Genomic DNA, 18,709 nt, shown 5'->3' on the forward strand with positions numbered 1-18,709 from the left:
TTACTTTCTTAAAAATAAAAGTCATTCTTGATTTTTTATATTAATCTCTTTTTATTTACTCAAAAATATATCCTATACTTATTTGTGAAAGAATATCTCCTTTTTCTCCATCACGAGATAGAGAAAACTCAAATGGACCAATTAAGCTTTCATAAGTAAGTGAGATATCAAATCCTTGAGAGTAATCTTCCCAGATTTTTTTAGAATTAGAATAATTTTCAGAAGTTAAATCATTATATGTTCCTATATTCCAACGAGTACTCAAATATAAATTAGAATCTAATTTATAAATTAATCCTAACTTACCTATTAAAAACTCATCTACAAGTTTTTGCTGATACCTATAACCATAGAAAGCAAAATCTTTATTTTCTAGATTATTTTTTGTTCCACCAAGACGTATAAATTTATCAATAGAAGAAACCTCATCACCAGATATAATTCCACCATATAGTCCATAATTAAGAGTAAATTTTTTAGTAATAGGGATATACCCATCTAATGAATATAAAGGTCCATAGAAATTAGATTTAGATTTATCAAGACTTCCTTCCCAACTATATTCAAAATCAATTTTTAAGCCAGAGTTAGCATGAGTACTTGAATCTAGAATATCAAAAGTAGTTCTAATAAAAGCGCCATTATAGTTCTTAGAGTATTCTATATCTTCTGGTAAGACAGACCCAGTTTTTTGTTCTAACTTACTATATGAAGTTTTTATTCCATAAGAAGCAGTAAGTTGATTATTATATTGAGTAAGTATTCCTGTTTCAAAATCTATACTTTTTATAAGCGAATTAGAGATTTTCTCTTTTCCATCATAGATGAAAAAAGGATTTTCATTATAACCAAGATTAGTAAAAACTCCAATTTTATTTGAATAACCATAGTAAGAGAAGTTTTTAAGATTAAGTCCAAGATAATCTCCTACTTGTAAATCAACAAGAGTATTATTTCCTATTTTTCCTAAGTTACTAAGTGTGGTTCCTATATCAAAAGTAGTTCCATAACCAGTTAAATAATTTACTCCAACTCCAAAAGAGTTATTAGGATTAATGTCAGCATCAATAACTAAAGTATCTTCGCTTAAGTTATAATATACACGATTGATAATATCATTTCCATAAACTTTTAGCATAGAATTTTCTAAATCTTCAGGGGTAATCTCTCTATTCAAAATATTCTCAAGTATACTATTTATTATAAATTTATTTTTTTCAGAAATCTCATTTTTATATTCTATATTTTTTATTACAAATGTTTTATTGTTATTTGTAGTAGAAATTTTTATATTTTTTTCTCTAGTTGAACCCTTAGCTAAATCTTTTAAAAGAGAAATTTGTTGTCGTGCAGCTTCTTCTCCCTTTTCTATAAAGAGTTTTCCCTTATCTAAATCAGTAGCCGAGTATTCAAGAACATCTGGAGTTATAAGTGTAGAGGTTAATTCTCTTTGTTCACTTGTAGAAGAGGCACTTTGTATAGCTACTAATTGATTTAGTACACTGAGGATATTATAATCTTTTTTATCTTTAACCTCGTTTCCAACATCACTACCAATAATGATATCAGCTCCCATATTAATAACATCTATTACAGGGAAATTACGAGAAACTAAGCCATCTACATAAAGCCGATTATCAATTTCAACTGGTTCAAAAAGAGTAGGAATAGCCACACTAGCAGTGATTACTTTAGCTAAGTCTCCCTCTTTCATTGCTACTGCTTGTCCAGTATTTAGATCTGTTGTGATAATTCTAAGGGGAATAGGTAAATCATCAAAATTTCTAATACTATCTACACTACTTAATAGTTTTTTTAATTCAAAATATATCATCTGATTATTTCCAAAACCTTTAGGAAGTGAGAAATTAAATTTATTATCATATCGTATAGATAGCATATACTTTTTATTATTAACTTTCTTTTCAAGAGGAACTTTACTATCTACAAATGTACCATTGATAAAACTATCCCAATCACTCTTAGTGAGTATACTTTCTATTTCATCAAGGGAGTAACCAGCCGAGTATAAAGCTCCAACCACAGCTCCCATACTTGTCCCAGCAATAAAATCAGGACGGATATCTAACTCTTCTAAAACTCTTAATACTCCTATATGAGCAAGTCCTTTTGCTCCACCACCACTGAGAGCAAGTCCAATTTTTAAATCTTTTTTATTTTTAATAATTTTATTTTTTTTAATCTCTTCTAGTTGAGAGATTCTATTTTCTAAAATTTTAATCTGCTCTTTAAGTTTTTTTATTTCAATATCCTCTTTTGAGGTTAAAGTTTTACTTAAACTTTTTGAGGGAATAAAAAACAGAGATATAATCAAGAAAAAAAGTATAGTATTTTTTTTCATTCCTCCTCCTTAAACTAAAAATAAATTTACAATATATTATACCAAGTTTTTAAAAAAAATAAAATAAAAGAGTTAGGTAAAATTTGATTTTTCATATTAAAAATGTTATAATATCTGTAAAAAAGAGGTTAGGAAGGTTAAGTAGTAAGAAGTAAGAAAATAAATTTTATTTTTTTACTCCTTATTATTTACTTCCTAATCTACAAAATAATTAGGAGGAAAATATGTTTGATGAAAGAAAAGTTCAAATGGAATTAGCAGGTAGAACACTTACATTTTCTACTGGAAAAATAGCAAGACAATCATGTGGAGCTGTAATGGTTCAATATGGAGATACTGTTTTACTAAGTACAGTAAATAGAAGTAAAGAGCCAAGAAAGGAAAATGATTTTTTTCCACTTACAGTTGACTATATAGAAAAATTTTATGCAGCAGGAAAATTTCCTGGAGGATTTAATAAAAGGGAAGGGAAGCCATCAACTAACGCAACACTTACAGCAAGACTTATAGATAGACCTATAAGACCAATGTTTCCAGATGGATTTAACTACGATGTACATATAGTAAATACTGTATTTTCTTTTGATGAGAAAAATACACCAGATTATTTAGGAATAATTGGTTCATCAATGGCTTTAATGTTATCAGATTTACCATTTTTAGGACCAGTAGCTGGAGTTGTAATAGGATATAAAAATGGAGAGTTTATATTAAACCCTACTCCAGAAGAGCTAGAAACAAGTGAGTTAGAACTTTCTGTTGCTGGAACAAGAGAAGCTATTAACATGGTTGAGGCTGGAGCTAATGAGTTAGACGAGGAAACTATGCTTAAAGCTATAATGTTTGCTCATGAAAATATCAAAAAGATTTGTGATTTCCAAGAAGCTTTTGCTAAGGAAGTTGGAAAAGAGAAAATGGAGTTTGTAAAACCAGAGGTTATGCCACTAGTTAAAAACTTTATAGATGAAAGAGGAATGGAAAGACTTCAAGCTGCTGTACTTACATTAGGTAAGAAAAATAGAGAGGAAGCAGTGGACTCATTAGAAGAGGAGTTATTAGAAACTTTCAAAGTAGAGAACTATGGAGAAGGAGAGGAAGTAGAGATTCCTGAAGATGTTTTAATAGAATTTAAAGGATATTATCACGATTTAATGAAAAAATTAGTAAGAGATGCTATTCTTTATCATAAACATAGAGTAGATGGAAGAAAAACTACTGAAATTAGACCTCTATTTGCAGAGGTAAATTGCTTACCAATACCTCATGGATCAGCTATGTTTACTAGAGGAGAAACTCAAGCAGTTGTAATAACTACTTTAGGAACTAAAGAAGATGAACAATTAGTTGATGATTTAGAAAAAGAGTATTATAAAAAATTCTATTTACACTATAATTTCCCACCATATTCAGTTGGAGAAACTGGAAGAATGGGAAGCCCAGGAAGAAGAGAATTAGGACATGGATCATTAGCTGAAAGGGCATTAAAATATGTAATACCATCTGAAGAGGAGTTCCCATATACAATAAGAGTTGTATCAGAAATTACAGAATCAAATGGTTCATCATCTCAAGCATCTATATGTGGTGGTTCTTTATCACTTATGGCTGCAGGAGTACCTATAAAAGAACATGTAGCAGGAATAGCAATGGGACTTATTAAAGAGGGAGATGAGTTCACTGTATTAACAGATATTATGGGACTTGAAGACCACTTAGGAGATATGGACTTTAAAGTAGCAGGAACTAAAAATGGAATTACTGCACTTCAAATGGATATAAAAATTACTGGAATTACAGAAGAGATAATGAGAATAGCATTAAAACAAGCTTTAGATGCTAGAAATGAAATCTTAGAGTTAATGAATAATACAATTCCAGCACCAGCACCAATTAAATCAAATGTACCAAGAATTTATCAAATGAATATACCTACTGATAAGATAGCTGTATTAATAGGACCTGGTGGAAAAAATATAAAAGGAATAATAGACCAAACAGGAGCTACTGTAGATATTAATGATGATGGAAAAGTATCTATCTTCTGTAAAGATGAAGCAGCTTTAAATGAAACTGTAAAACTTGTTAACTCATTTGTAAAAGATGTAGAGGTAGGAGAAGTTTATTCTGGTAAAGTAGTAAGCATTCAAAAATTTGGAGCATTTATGGAAATATTACCAGGTAAAGAGGGACTTTTACATGTTTCTGAAATTTCTCAAGAGAGAGTAGAGAAAGTAGAAGATGTATTAAAAGTAGGAGATGTATTTGATGTAAAAGTAATCTCTACTGATAATGGAAAAATTAGTTTAAGTAAAAAAAGAGTGTAATAACTATTTAAATTATATTTTAGAAGACTAAGAGTTATTCCGTCTCTTTTAGTCTTCTAAAATATTAAATAGTTATTACTTTTAAATAGGAGAAGGAGAAAAATAGAGGATGAAATTAGCTTTAATTAGCTTAGGTTGTAGTAAAAATTTAGTAGATAGTGAACACTATTTAGGGATTTTATCAAAAAGAAAAGAAATGGAACTTACAAGTGAACTATCAGAAGCTGATATAGTAATAGTAAATACTTGTGGATTTATTGGAGATGCTAAAGAGGAGTCAATAGAGACTATCTTAGAAGTTAGTGAATTTAAAGAGACAGGAAATTTAAAAAAATTAATTGTTGCAGGATGTTTAGCACAAAAATATTCAGAAGAGATTTTAAAAGAACTTCCAGAAGTAGATGCAGTAATTGGAACTGGAGATATAGATAAAATAGAAAAAGTAGTAGATGAAATTTTAGAAAATAAGAAAGTTGTTGAAACAAAAAATATGACATTTTTAGCAAATGCTAATACAGAAAGAGTTTTAACAACTGCTTCACATACAGCTTACTTAAAAATATCTGAAGGGTGTAATAGAGCTTGTACTTATTGTATAATTCCACAGATGAGAGGAAGACTTAGAAGTAGAAGTATAGAGGATATTGTTGAGGAAGCAAAAAGATTAGTAGCTTCAGGTGTAAGAGAGATAAATTTATTAGCTCAAGAAACAACAGAGTATGGAATAGATTTATATGGAGATAAAAAACTAGCTGCTCTAATGAAAGAGTTATGTAAAATAGAGGGATTAAAATGGCTTAGAACTTACTACATGCATCCAGAATATGTAACAGATGAGCTTATAGAGGTTATGAAGTCAGAAGAAAAAATTTGTAAGTATTTTGATGTACCTATCCAACATGTTTCAGACAATATTTTGAGAAATATGGCAAGGGCAAAAAGTGGAGAACAGGTAAAAGATGTTCTAAATAGAATAAGAAAAGCTATTCCAGAGGCTACTATAAGAACAACTCTTATAGTTGGATTCCCAGGAGAAACTGAGGAGAATTTCCAAGAGTTAATGGATTATGTAAGAGAGTTTGAGTTTGATTATGCTGGAGTATTCAAGTATTCGAGAGAAGAGGATACAGTGGCTTATAACTTACCAAATCAAGTTCCTGAGGAAATAAAGGAAAAAAGATATGCAGAACTTGTAAACTTACAAAGTGAAATAGCTGAGAGAAAAAATAGAAGACTTCTAGGAGAAGAGATAGAAGTAATGATAGATGGAGTATCTAGTGAAAGTGAGTACTTATTAGAAGGAAGAACAAGAGGGCAAGCACTAGAGATAGATGGAAAAGTTCTTACAACAGATGGAACTGCAAAACCTGGAGAGATAGTAAAAGTTAAATTTGAACAAAACTTTGAATATGATTTTGTTGGACCAATAGTAGAGAATGAAAAATAAGTTTAAAATTTAAAGGAGAGCATAAAAATGAATTTACCAAATAAACTAACATTTTTAAGACTTATACTAGCTGTACCTTTTATATATTTTCTTCAATTTTCAGATGAAGGTGGATTTACTTATAGAGCAATAGCTTTTGTAATATTTGTAATAGCTTCACTTACAGATTTTTTTGATGGGTATTTAGCAAGAAAACATAATTTAATTACAGATTTTGGAAAAATAATGGATCCACTTGCTGATAAAGTTCTTGTAATTTCAGCTTTAGTTATATTTGTAGATTTAGGATATATTCCTTCTTGGATGTCTATTGTAGTAATTGCTAGGGAGTTTTTAATAAGTGGTATAAGAATGTTAGCTGCTGCTAAAGGAGAAGTTATTCCTGCGGGGAAATTAGGAAAATATAAGACAACTAGTCAAATGATAGTCATTCTTATTATGATGTTATTTGGAAGAAATCCATATAACTTCTATATGATGTTAATTCCTGTTATTTTGACACTGTGGTCTGGATGGGAATATACATCAAAGGCAAAGCACTACTTTTTAAACTCTAAATAGAGAGAGGTGAAAAAATGATTTTAATAGCAAGAATTGTAGATTTATTAATAACAGTAATAAATACTCTCATACTTATAAGAGTTGTACTTTCTTGGTTAGCACCTATGTCAAGAAATGGATTTACTGATTTAATATATAATACAACAGAGCCAATACTAAGACCTTTTAGAGTACTAATACCTATGGGAAATATGAGAATGGATATTTCACCTATCATAGCATATTTCTTTTTTATAATTTTAAGAAGATTAATTTTTATGCTTATATTCTAAGTAGGGAAGCTATGGCTTCTCTATTTTTGTAAAATCAGAAGGAGTAAAAGATGGAAGATATAGTGAGTGAATACCATATACCTGTCTTGTATAGAGAGTGTATAGATAATTTAGTGATAAATAAAGATGGAGTCTATTTAGATTGTACTCTTGGTGGTGGTGGACATTCAGAAGGAATATTGAAAGAACTTTCTGATAAAGGACACCTTATCTCTATAGACCAAGATCAACAAGCTATAGATTTTGCCAAGAAAAGACTTGAAAAATATGGAAAAAAGTGGCAAGTTTTTAAAAATAACTTTGAAAATTTAGATATGGTTCTTTACATGGCTGGATATGATAAAGTAGATGGAATACTTATGGATATAGGAGTATCATCTACACAATTAGACGATCCAGAGAGAGGATTTTCATATAGATATGATACAAGACTTGATATGAGAATGAATAGAAGTAATCCTTTATCAGCTTATGAAGTGGTTAATGAATATCCAGAAGAGAAGTTAGCAAAAATAATTTTTGAATATGGAGAAGAGAGAAATGCTAGAAAAATAGCAAAATTTATTTGTGAAGCTAGAACAGAGAAAAATATAGAAACAACAGGGGAGTTAGTAGCAATAATAAAAAGAGCTTATCCAGAAAGAGCTCAAAAACATCCAGCTAAAAAAACTTTCCAAGCTATAAGAATAGAGGTGAATAGAGAGTTAGAGGTTTTAGAAAAAGCTATAGATAAAGCAGTAGATTCCTTAAAAGTAGGAGGAAGATTAGGAATTATAACTTTCCATTCCCTAGAGGATAGATTAGTAAAAACTAAATTTAAAGATTTAGCTACTGCATGCAAATGTCCACCAGGACTTCCAATATGTGTGTGTGGTGGAAAGGCTAAGGTAAAATTAATTACAAGAAAGCCAATAGTTCCAGAAGGAGAAGAGGTAGAGTTTAATAACAGAGCTCACTCATCTAAACTTAGAGTAGTTGAAAGGATAGGATAAAAATTGAAAAATTTAACTATATTCTTAATAGGTATATTATCTATTTGGATATTACATGGAACACTTCTTATAAAAGTTTCTAAAATAGAATTAAGTATAAAAGAGGATAAAAAAATACTTGATGAGTTACAAAAAGAGCTATCTAAAAAAGAGATAGAATATAATACAGTAATGGATTTAGAAAAAATAGGAAATGAGATGAAAAACAGGAAAAAAATGGCAATCTCTCAGGGAATAAAATTCTTTAGAATAGAGGAAAAATAGATGGTAAAAAAAGATGAGATAATAGAGATAAAAATAGAAAAGATAGTAAATGGTGGAGAGGGATTAGGATATTATAATGATTTTGCTATATTTGTTCCTATGTCTGTTCCAAATGATATTTTAAAAATAAAAATTATATCTGTGAAAAAAACTTATGCTAGAGGACTTATAGAGGAGATAATCTCTGCTGGAAAAGAGAGAGTAGAGGATATTACTAAAATTTCCTTTGAGGACTTTCAAGGTTGTGACTTTGGAATGTTAAAATATGAAGCTCAATTAAAGTATAAAAAAGCTATGGTTGAAGATGTAATGAAAAAAATAGGGAAATTAGATATTCTAGTTAAGGATGTAATAGGAAGCGAAGATCCATACCATTACCGTAATAAGATAATAGAACCTTTTTCAAAATATAATGGAGAAATAATCACAGGATTTTTTAAAAGAAAATCTCATGATATTTTTCAAGTGGAAGAAAATATTTTAAACTCAAGATTAGGAAATGAAATTATAAGAGAGTTAAAGAAAATCCTTAACAGAGAGAAAGTTTCTGTATACGATGAGAAAGAACATAGTGGGAAACTTAGACATATAATGGTAAGAACAAATTCCAAAGGAGAAGCGATGGTAGTTCTTATTATTAATGCAACTAAAGTAGAAAAAAGAGATAAAGATATTTTAATGGAGTTGAAAAATAAAATAACTTCAATAAAATCTATATATATTTCATTAAATAATAAAAGAACTAATTTTGCTCTTGGAGAAAAAAATATATTTATTTGGGGAGAAAAAGGTATAAAAGAGGAGATAGATGGGATTAATTTCAATATCTCTCCAAAATCTTTTTTCCAAATAAACTTACCACAAACTAAAAAATTATATAGTACAGCTATTAATTACTTCCCTAACATTGAAAATAAATACATAGTAGATGCTTATTCTGGAACAGGAACTATTGCTATGATGCTATCTAAAAAAGCTGAAAAAGTTTATGCAATAGAATTAGTAGAATCTGCTACATTAGATGGAATGAAAACAGCAGGGGAAAATGGAATAGAAAATATTGAGTTTATCAATGGAGCTGTAGAGGATAAGATGTTAGAGCTAATCAATGCTGGAAAAAGAGTAGATGCTATTATATTTGATCCACCAAGAAAAGGAATAGAAGAAAAAAGTTTGATAAAAACAGCAGAAAGTGGTATAAAAGAGATAGTATATATCTCTTGTAATCCATCTACTTTTGCAAGAGATGCTGAGATTCTAAGTAGATTAGGTTATAAGATAGATGAAGTTCAACCTGTAGATATGTTCCCAGGAACTTCTCATACTGAAGTAGTAGGAAGATTTTATAAATAGGAGATAGATATGGAGCTAATAATTTTTATTATAATAGGGTATATTTTAGGTGCACTACCTAATGGAGTATGGATAGGAAAATATTTTAAGGGAATAGATATAAGAGAGCATGGAAGTAAAAATTCTGGTGCTACAAATGCTTATAGAGTATTAGGACCAAAATTTGGAATAATGGTACTTATAGCAGATGCTTTAAAGGGTTTTTTACCTCCTTTTATAGCTAGTAAATTTGGGGTAGCAGGAAATTCATTGCTTCTTATAGGTATGATAGCTATAATAGGGCATACTTTATCTTTCTTCTTAAATTTTAAAGGTGGAAAAGGAGTTGCTACATCACTTGGAGTATTTTTATTTTTAATTCCTCAAGTAACATTGACACTTTTAATAATCTTTATAGTAGTAGTTGCTATAACAAAATACATATCTTTAGGATCAATAATAGCAGCTATTATGTTACCAATATTAACATACTTTTATCCTACACAAAATGGATTAGATAAGTTACCGCTTTTATTGATGACTAGTATTATAGGTATATTTGTAGTATATAAACATAAAAGTAATATAGAAAGACTTCTAAAAGGAACAGAAAATAAATTTAAACTAAAATAGGAGGCGGCTCATGAAAAAAGTAATAATAATAGGAGCAGGAAGTTGGGGGACAGCTTTAGGGCTTATACTTGCTAGTAAAAAATATGATGTTACATTATGGGAATATGATAAAACTAGAGCTGAAGAGATACAAAACTCAAGGGAGAACAGTAGATATTTACCTGGAGTAAAGTTTCCAGATAATTTAAATGTAACATCAGAGAGTGAAAATCTATTAAAAGGTATTAAATATGTAATTTTTTCTGTACCATCACAAGTATTAAGAGGAGTAATTAGTAAATTTTCTTCTCAGCTTACTGAAGATATGATACTTGTAAATACAGCTAAGGGAATAGAAGTATCAACAGGAATGAGATTGTCTGAAGTAATGAAAGATGAAATAATAGGAAAATATCATAAAAATATTGTTATTCTTTCAGGACCTACTCATGCTGAAGAGGTAGCTATAGGTCTTCCTACAACAATAGTAGCTGCAGGACAAAAAGAAAAAGCGGGGGAGATTCAAGAGTTATTTAATACAAAAAACTTTAGAGTATATTTAAATGAGGATATAGTAGGAGTAGAAATAGGAGCAGCTGTAAAAAACTGCTTGGCTATAGGAGCTGGAATAGCAGATGGTATGGGATTTGGGGATAATACAAAAGCAGCTTTAATAACTAGAGGAATAGCTGAAATGACAAGATTTGGAAAAGCTTTAGGTGCTGATGAAAGAACTTTCTCTGGATTAAGTGGAATAGGAGACTTAATAGTAACATGTGCTAGTAAACATAGTAGAAATAGACATGTTGGAGAATGCTTAGGAAAGGGGCAAGCTATCCAAGAGATTTTAGATAATATGACGATGGTAGCTGAAGGTGTTCCAACAGTAAAAGCTGTATATGAACAAGCTCAGAAACTTAATATCTCTATGCCAATAGTAGAGGCTACTTATAATATTATATATAATAATGCTAATGCTAAAAAAATGGTTGAAGAGTTGATGGAAAGAGAGTTAAAAGTGGAATTTTACTAATATTAATACAAAAAGTGGGGATGCAACATGACATTAGATAGAGACCTAATTTCATACTATTTAGAAGACATTAGAAAATATAAAGTGTTGGAAAAAGATGAAGAGACAGAACTATTAAAGAAAGCAAAAGCTGGAGATATAGAAGCTAAAAATAAACTTATCTTATGTAATTTAAGATTAGTTGTAAATATAGCAAAAAATTATGTAAATAGAGGACTTAGTCTTATTGACCTGATAAGTGAAGGAAATTTTGGACTTATCTATGCCATAGAAAAATTTGATATGAAGAAAGGATTTAGATTTTCTACATATGCAGTTTGGTGGATAAAGCAATCTATAACAAAAGCTATTATTTGTAAAGGAAGAGGAATAAGAATTCCATCTTATAAATATGATTTACTAAGTAAAGTAAATAGATATGTGTTAAATAGAGTGAGAGAAGAGGGAATATATCCAACTGTAGAAGAGATATCAGAAGATTTAAATGTAAATAAAGAGAAAATAGAGGAAATTATGGTAGCTTTCCAAGACCCAATGTCTTTAAGTGCAAGTATTGGAGATGATATTCAATTAGAGGATATAATTGCTAATAATTCTGAAACATCTATAGAAGATGACATTATAGAAGAGATGGGAAGAGAGCAAGTAAGACAGATAGTAAAAGTTCTAGATGAAAGAGAAAAGCAGATACTAAAATTAAGATTTGGTTTAGATGGAGAAGAGATACATACATTAGAAGAAATTGGACAGACTTTTAATATAACTCGTGAAAGAGTAAGACAAATAGAGAAAAAAACTTTAAAAAAATTAAAAATGCAATGTGAAAAAAATAAGGACAAGTTTTTTTAAAAGTTCTTAGTTGAGGAGGAAAAATTGAAAATACAAATAGAAAGAATAGAATTTTTAAAAAGATTGAAGGTAGTAGAAAAAACTATCACTGAAAATAAAATAAAGCCTATAATATCATGTGCTTATATAGAAACAAGAGGGGATAATCTTTTCTTTTGTGGAACGAACTTAGAAACAACTATAACTACTGAGATGAAATGTAAAGAGGTAATAGAAAGTGGTAAAATAGTATTTCAACACCAGTTAGTAGAGGAATATTTAAAAGAATTAAAAGATGAATTTGTAGTATTTAGTGAAATAGATGGGAATTTAGTAATAGAAAGTTCAGATTCTTCTTCAGAATTTTCTTTAATGAATGTAGAAGATTTTCCTAAAATTTTAGTAGATGAAGATTTTTCTCAAAAAGAAGAGATATTTAAAATAAATAGTATTGAGTTAGCAGAAATATTAGAAAAAGTAAAATATGCAGCATCTTCATCTAGTGATAATCTTTCAATAAACTGTGTAAGAATGGAAAATGAGAATAAGAAATTGAAATTTATTACTACTGATACATATAGACTTGTTTATTTAGAAAAAGAGATTGAAAAAATAAATGAAAATATAGATGTAAGTATTCCACTAAATACAGTGGAAGCATTGACTAAATTATTAAGGAGTATAGAGAGTACAGATATAAGTTTTTATTTTATAAATAGGCAGATTTTCTTCAAAATGGAAGAAGTTCTTGTAATAAGTAGAATAATAGATATGTCTTTTCCAAATTATAAGGGAATTTTAGGAAATAATAGTTATAATAAAAAATTAACTATCAATGCTGAAGTATTTTTAAAAATGTTAAAAAGAATAACTATCTTTGTAAGAAATAATAATGAAACAAAGTATGGAGCAACTTTTTATCTTGAAAAGAAAGAGATGCAGGTTCACGGAGTGAATGAAGTTGCAAAGATAAATGAAGTATTAGAAGTAAACTATGAGGGAGAAAATATAAAAATAGCTTTAAATACTAAATTTCTTTCTGATTTTGTTCAAACTTTAAATAAAAATAAAGATATCACTTTAGAATTTATCGCTTCTAATAGTTCTGTGAAAATAAAAGAGGAAGAAGCAAATGATTATCTATATGTTTTAATGCCACTTGCTTTAAAAGATTAATATAAAAATAGTAGAGGGGAGAAAATGGAAAAAAGGAATACGTTACTTATTATAGATGATTTAGAAATGAATAGAGCAATACTAGGAAATCTTTTTAAAAAAAATATGAAATAGTAGAAGCCTGTGATGGAGATGAAGCTTTAGAGTATATGAGAGAAAACTCTTCTAAAATAGTAACTATATTGTTAGATTTAGTTATGCCAAAAGTAAATGGAATAGAAGTTTTAAAAATAATAAGAAGAGAGAAGATAGTAGAAGATGTACCTATATTTATAATAACAGCAGATAATTCTGAAGAAACTATGTATGAAGCTTATGAATTAGGAGTAAAGGATGTATTAGAAAAACCTTTTGTTCCATACTTTTTGGAAAAAAGAATAGAGAGTGTAATAGAGTTATATAAAGTAAAAGAGGCACAAAAAAAATTGTTAAAGGATTTAAATCAAAAATTTTCTAATATTTTAAAATTAGCTGAGGAAAATAAAGAGATAGAAAGCTCGATTAAAAATATATTAAAAGAATTTAATAAATTTGAGATAATACAAGAGGAATAAAAAAGGAGCTATTACAAATCCTAAAATTGCAATAGCTCCTTTTTATTAGAATAATTAAAATAGTTTTGAAATATTTAATGAATTTTTTATAAGCTCATAACTATTAATAAAACAACATTGTTTTGAATAATTTTCTTTTTTTTCATCAGGTAAATCAATAAAGATAAATATATCATACTTATTGTAGATTTCTGTTGGAAAAGTTTTAAAATTAAAGTAAGAGATAACTTGTACAGCTCTAACTTGTTCAGAGTTTTGCAACATTCCTTTTAATCGATTTCCCTTCCAAGTCATTGTACTTTGGTCTATAATCAATATATTTTTCTTTTGAGTTTCTGTAAGTATATTGATTAAATAAAAATAAAGAAAAGCAATATCTTTTTTAGTAAAAGGAATTTGATATTTATTAAGTATAGCCATTATTTTAATAGATATTTCCTCTTCTAAAATATATTCATCTTTTTTAGCAAAATTTATATAATTAGGAATAAAGAATCTATTTTCTAGGTATATATTATTAATAAGAAAACTGAGAAGTTGGTTATTAAGGTTATTATCATCTAAGTTGAAAGTTGAATATATTTTTTTAACCACAGCATCTGTATTAATAGGGAGATTTATAGAATATTTTTTATTTAGACATAAAGATAAATACTCTAAAATAAGTGATATATTATTATTTATTAAGGCTTTATCTTCAGCATCTAAAATATCAATTAATGTTTCAGTTAGATTAAAAGATTTTACTGTATTCTTTGTAAAAAATTCTATATTTTTTTTAGAACCTAGATGAGTGTAGATCAATATACCACAAAGAATGAAATAATGATAAAATCCTAATTTTATATCAAAGTGTTGATATATTTTATTGGTTAGATTTAGTAATTTTTTTTCAGTTTCATAATTTAAAAATTTTCTAAAGTAGTCACTGACTAAAGGATTTATTAATTTTTTTAAAGGAGAAGAGAAATAATTTTCTATGTATAATTTTGAAATAAATAAAATAGAAAAATTTTGTAGGTTATAAAAATCTCCTTTAAAGAAAACTCCTCTCCATTGAATACTTGTAAGCTTTAAACCAAAATCAGAAATTAATTCTTTAATAACTTCCATGTCAGAATTTAGAGTTATTCTTGAGACTTTAATTTCTTTAGAAATAGAGGTTAAATTAATGGATCCTTCTACAATAAGCTTTAAGACAATAAAAGTAATTCTCTCTTTTTTTTCTAAATCATTTAATAAAAAATCATTTTTTTTAAAATCAAGGTTAATTTTATTATTTTCAAAATAATATTCTCCATTTTCTTTAAGAAGAGTTCCTAGATTATTTTTATTAGAAAATTCTTCTATCTTAGCTAAGACACTACGAATATTAACTTGAGAAACTTCAAAACAATTACAAAGTTCATCAATACTAGCCCTATTGTTATGAAGAATAAAATTAATCACATCAACATCAAGTGATTTCAATATAATTTTTTTCAAAATATTACCCCCACTGAATAAAAAGTACTAAATATTAAGATAATCAATAATATTTTATAATAAAAAATAAAAAATGTAAAGAAAAATTAAAGAAATATTTTGTAAATAAATTTAAAAAATAAAATAAAAAAGCTCTACCATATTATGGGAGAGCTTTTACTTTCTCATCTAAATTTTTTATTGACTAGAATGGAAATTCATCATCATCTTCATAAGGTATCTCTTCTACCTCTTTAGCAGAAGATTTTGGTGTTGGAGAAGAATACTCAGGCTCGTATCCACCCATAGAGTCTCCGCTTCCTTTAGACTCTAAGAATTCAATTGCTTCTACAAGTACATCATAAGAAGTTCTCTTCTCTCCATTCATCTCAAATCTATTCATTTGAAGTCTTCCATTAACTCCAACTTTTCTTCCTTTTCTAAGGTATTCTCCTATAAGTTCAGCAGTTTTTCCAAAAGCAACACAGTTGATAAAGTCTGCCTCTCCTTTTGAGAATGGTCTATCTACTGCTAAGGAAAATCTTGAATAAGCCTTTCCACTTTGTCCAAATTTTAATTCAGGGTCTCTAGTAAGTCTACCAACTAAAACGACAACGTTCATATTATTACCTCCTGTTAATTTCTATCACTAATTAATTATAACATATTTTTTATTTTAGTCCAATGTTTTTTAAGAAAAAATTACAAGCAAAATAGTGGTATTTATGATATAATAGTACAGTAAAATTGTATAAGCTAGGAGGCAATAATGGAAAAGAAAAAAGCCGTGCTTTTAGATGTAAGTGCCATAATGTATAGAGCATATTTTGCTAATATGAATTTTAGAACAAAGACAGAGCCAACAGGAGCAGTATATGGTTTTGTTAATACTTTGATGAGCATAATAAAAGAGTTTTCTCCAGATTATATTGGAGCAGCTTTTGATGTGAAAAGAGCTTCATTAAAAAGAAGTGAGATATATAAAGAGTATAAAGCACAGAGAGAGTCAGCACCTGAAGATTTAATAGCTCAAATACCAAGAATTGAGGAGTTATTAGATTGTTATAATATAGAAAGATTTAAGATAGAGGGGTATGAAGCAGATGATGTTTTAGGAACTCTTGCTAAAAATCTTTCAGCACAAGGGGTAGAGGTCTATGTAGTAACAGGAGATAAGGACTTAGCTCAAATATTAGATGAAAATATAAATATAGCCCTACTTGGAAAAGGAGAGGGTGGAGATAAATTTAAAATAATAAGAACAGATGAAGATGTCATAGAGTATTTAGGAGTTCCTTCTAAAAAAATTCCAGATTTATTTGGTCTAATTGGAGATTCAAGTGATGGGATTCCAGGTGTTAGAAAAATAGGACCTAAAAAAGCTATTCCTATGTTGGAAAAATATGAAACATTAGAGGGAATTTATGAAAATATAGATAAGCTTACAGAGATTGCTGGAATAGGAAAATCTCTTGTAAATAATTTAGTAGAGGATAAAGAGATAGCTTTTATGAGTAGAGAGCTAGCTATTATTTGTCAAGATGTTCCATTGGAGTTTAATTTAAAAAATTTAAGCTATGATATTGATAATATAAAACTTTTAGAACTTTTTAAAATTTTAGAATTTAAAGCTTTAATTAAAAAGATGGGGCTTGAAAATGGAGATGAGAAAACACAGGAGATAGAGAAGTCAAAAAGAGTTTCTAAAGAGAGAACTTTTAAAGTAGTAGAGGGAAAAGCAGATATAAAAGATATGGTAAAATCTCTAAAGAAAGTTGATTTAGTAAGTTGCTACTATACTGAATATGGAATTGCTTTTAGTTCTTTTGACAAGGATTACTATTTTCCATTTGAGAAAAAATGTGAAAGTAAGATAGGAGCTAATATCTCTCTGTTTGACCCAACTCCAGTAGTAGAAGATTGTGAAATAAATTGCAAAGAGATACAGGAGTTTTTTGATAATTACAATGGAGAGATTGTCACTTATAATTTAAAAAATATTTTAAATAGAGGAATCAGTGTAAAAAATTGTAAATTAGATATGATGATAGCTTACCATCTTATAAGTTCACAAACTAAAGAAAATGTAGAGCTACCTATTGAGCATCTCACTGGGATAGAATTAGACAACTATGCTGATAAATTTGGAAAAGAGAAACCAGAAAATATTTCTGCCAAAGAGTATGGAAAATATCTATGTCAAAGAACAATGGGACTTTTAGAGTGTTATGATATATTAAAAGAGGAACTAGAGGATAGAAACTTGATGAAGGTATTAAATGAGATAGAGATGCCACTTATAGAGATACTATCTTCTATGGAGATAAAGGGAATAAAAATAGACCCAGAGTATTTTTCTAACTATGAAAAAGAGTTGGGAGATTTAATAGAAAAGTTACAGGAAAAAATTTATGAAGAGGCTGGAGAGGAGTTCAATATAAACTCTCCTAAACAATTAGCAGAGATACTTTTCTTTAAGTTGAATTTACCACCTGTGAAAAAGACAAAGACAGGATTATCTACTGATGAAGAGGTATTAGAAAAGTTAAAAGTTGATGGAGCAGAGATTGCTAAAGCTATATTGGAATATAGAAAATTAGCAAAACTAAAAAATACCTATGTAGATGCTATACCAAAATTGAGAGATGAAAAGGATAGAGTTCATACTACATTTAATCAAATAGGAACTACAACAGGTAGACTATCTTCATCTGACCCTAACTTACAAAATATCCCTGTAAAAACTGATGAGGGAATAAAAATAAGACAAGGTTTTGTTGCTGAAAAAAACTCTGTACTTATGGGAATAGATTATTCTCAAATAGAGTTAAGAGTATTGGCACAACTTTCTGGAGATGAAAATTTAAGAGAAGCTTACCAAAACAGTATGGACTTACACAGTCTTACAGCTAGAAAGATATTTGAACTTTCAGATGAAGAGGAAGTAAGTAGAGAGGAAAGAATTATAGCTAAAACAATAAACTTTAGTATAATTTATGGAAAAACAGCCTTTGGATTAGCAAAAGAGCTAGGAATATCACAAAAAGAGGCCAGTGAATATATAGATAGATATTTTAATCAATATCCTAAGGTAAAGGGATTTGAAAAGGAGATAGTAGAGTTTACAGAAAAACATGGTTATACAGAAACTTTCTTTGGAAGAAGAAGGCTTATAGATGGAATCAACTCTAAGAATAAAAATATAAAAAGCCAAGCGGAGAGAATGGCAGTAAATAGTGTAATTCAAGGAACAGCTGCTGAAATTATAAAAAAAGTTATGATAGAGATTTATAAATATATAAAAGACAGAGATGGAATATCTCTGCTATTACAGGTACATGATGAGCTTATTTTTGAAATAGAAAAAGAAAAATTAGAGATGTATAGAGAAGATATTGAAAAAATAATGAGAGAAAGTGTAAAGTTTGATAGTGTACCTTTGGAGATAAATACTAATATTGGAGTAAACTGGGCTGAAACAAAATAGG

Annotated in this window: 16 protein-coding genes; 13 read left to right on the forward strand and 3 right to left on the reverse strand. The window is 28.5% G+C overall.

Features of this window, described 5'->3' with window-relative positions; translation table 11 throughout:
- Positions 1 to 55: 55 nt before the first annotated feature.
- Positions 56 to 2,362 (reverse strand): patatin-like phospholipase family protein, encoded by a 2,307-nt coding sequence (locus tag FMAG_RS05225; protein ID WP_005884713.1) that lies wholly within the window; start codon positions 2,360 to 2,362, stop codon positions 56 to 58.
- Between the two features lie 224 nt (positions 2,363 to 2,586).
- Here FMAG_RS05225 and pnp point away from each other — a divergent pair, with 224 nt between their 5' ends.
- The 12 genes from pnp (at position 2,587) to FMAG_RS13255 (ending at position 13,757) form a co-directional block, all read left to right on the forward strand.
- On the forward strand, positions 2,587 to 4,686 hold the full coding sequence (gene pnp, locus FMAG_RS05230) for a polyribonucleotide nucleotidyltransferase (RefSeq protein ID WP_005884715.1): 2,100 nt from the start codon (positions 2,587 to 2,589) through the stop codon (positions 4,684 to 4,686).
- Positions 4,687 to 4,795: 109 nt separating this feature from the next.
- Entirely contained in the window at positions 4,796 to 6,133 is a 1,338-nt protein-coding gene (rimO, locus tag FMAG_RS05235) for a 30S ribosomal protein S12 methylthiotransferase RimO (protein WP_005884717.1), read from the forward strand.
- Between the two features lie 27 nt (positions 6,134 to 6,160).
- Positions 6,161 to 6,694 carry a CDP-diacylglycerol--glycerol-3-phosphate 3-phosphatidyltransferase gene (gene pgsA, locus FMAG_RS05240; protein WP_005884720.1) on the forward strand — a complete coding sequence of 178 codons (534 nt, stop codon included), beginning with the start codon at positions 6,161 to 6,163 and terminating at the stop codon, positions 6,692 to 6,694.
- A 14-nt stretch (positions 6,695 to 6,708) separates the two neighbouring features.
- Positions 6,709 to 6,966, forward strand: a complete 258-nt coding sequence (locus FMAG_RS05245) for a YggT family protein (protein ID WP_005884722.1) — start codon at positions 6,709 to 6,711, stop codon at positions 6,964 to 6,966.
- A 50-nt stretch (positions 6,967 to 7,016) separates the two neighbouring features.
- Positions 7,017 to 7,958 (forward strand): 16S rRNA (cytosine(1402)-N(4))-methyltransferase RsmH, encoded by a 942-nt coding sequence (gene rsmH / locus FMAG_RS05250; protein ID WP_005884724.1) that lies wholly within the window; start codon positions 7,017 to 7,019, stop codon positions 7,956 to 7,958.
- 3 nt (positions 7,959 to 7,961) lie between these two features.
- Positions 7,962 to 8,222, forward strand: coding sequence for a hypothetical protein (locus FMAG_RS05255; RefSeq protein WP_005884726.1), 261 nt, complete (start codon positions 7,962 to 7,964; stop codon positions 8,220 to 8,222).
- On the forward strand, positions 8,223 to 9,575 hold the full coding sequence (gene rlmD / locus FMAG_RS05260) for a 23S rRNA (uracil(1939)-C(5))-methyltransferase RlmD (RefSeq protein ID WP_005884728.1): 1,353 nt from the start codon (positions 8,223 to 8,225) through the stop codon (positions 9,573 to 9,575). It begins immediately after the preceding gene.
- Positions 9,576 to 9,584: 9 nt separating this feature from the next.
- The gene (plsY, locus tag FMAG_RS05265; protein ID WP_005884730.1) at positions 9,585 to 10,187 is read left to right on the forward strand and encodes a glycerol-3-phosphate 1-O-acyltransferase PlsY; all 603 of its coding nucleotides are present in this window, start codon (positions 9,585 to 9,587) and stop codon (positions 10,185 to 10,187) included.
- Between the two features lie 10 nt (positions 10,188 to 10,197).
- A complete protein-coding gene (locus tag FMAG_RS05270) occupies positions 10,198 to 11,199 on the forward strand; it encodes an NAD(P)H-dependent glycerol-3-phosphate dehydrogenase (protein ID WP_005884732.1) in 1,002 nt (333 codons plus the stop codon).
- A gap of 27 nt (positions 11,200 to 11,226) precedes the next feature.
- Entirely contained in the window at positions 11,227 to 12,048 is an 822-nt protein-coding gene (locus FMAG_RS05275) for a sigma-70 family RNA polymerase sigma factor (RefSeq protein WP_005884734.1), read from the forward strand.
- Between the two features lie 24 nt (positions 12,049 to 12,072).
- Positions 12,073 to 13,203 (forward strand): DNA polymerase III subunit beta, encoded by a 1,131-nt coding sequence (dnaN, locus tag FMAG_RS05280; RefSeq protein WP_005884737.1) that lies wholly within the window; start codon positions 12,073 to 12,075, stop codon positions 13,201 to 13,203.
- 149 nt (positions 13,204 to 13,352) lie between these two features.
- The gene (locus FMAG_RS13255; RefSeq protein ID WP_050795423.1) at positions 13,353 to 13,757 is read left to right on the forward strand and encodes a response regulator; all 405 of its coding nucleotides are present in this window, start codon (positions 13,353 to 13,355) and stop codon (positions 13,755 to 13,757) included.
- Between the two features lie 54 nt (positions 13,758 to 13,811).
- On the opposite strand, the gene FMAG_RS05290 is transcribed toward FMAG_RS13255, so the two are convergent.
- A complete protein-coding gene (locus FMAG_RS05290; protein ID WP_005884739.1) occupies positions 13,812 to 15,242 on the reverse strand; it encodes a helix-turn-helix domain-containing protein in 1,431 nt (476 codons plus the stop codon).
- A gap of 184 nt (positions 15,243 to 15,426) precedes the next feature.
- Positions 15,427 to 15,843 (reverse strand): single-stranded DNA-binding protein, encoded by a 417-nt coding sequence (locus FMAG_RS05295; protein ID WP_005884741.1) that lies wholly within the window; start codon positions 15,841 to 15,843, stop codon positions 15,427 to 15,429.
- Positions 15,844 to 15,990: 147 nt separating this feature from the next.
- Between FMAG_RS05295 and polA the strand changes: the two genes are divergently transcribed.
- The gene (gene polA / locus FMAG_RS05300) at positions 15,991 to 18,708 is read left to right on the forward strand and encodes a DNA polymerase I (RefSeq protein WP_005884743.1); all 2,718 of its coding nucleotides are present in this window, start codon (positions 15,991 to 15,993) and stop codon (positions 18,706 to 18,708) included.
- The last annotated feature ends 1 nt before the right edge of the window (position 18,709 follow it).

It is taken from the genome of Fusobacterium mortiferum ATCC 9817, assembly GCF_000158195.2.
GTDB classification, from domain to species: Bacteria; Fusobacteriota; Fusobacteriia; order Fusobacteriales; family Fusobacteriaceae; genus Fusobacterium_A; species Fusobacterium_A mortiferum.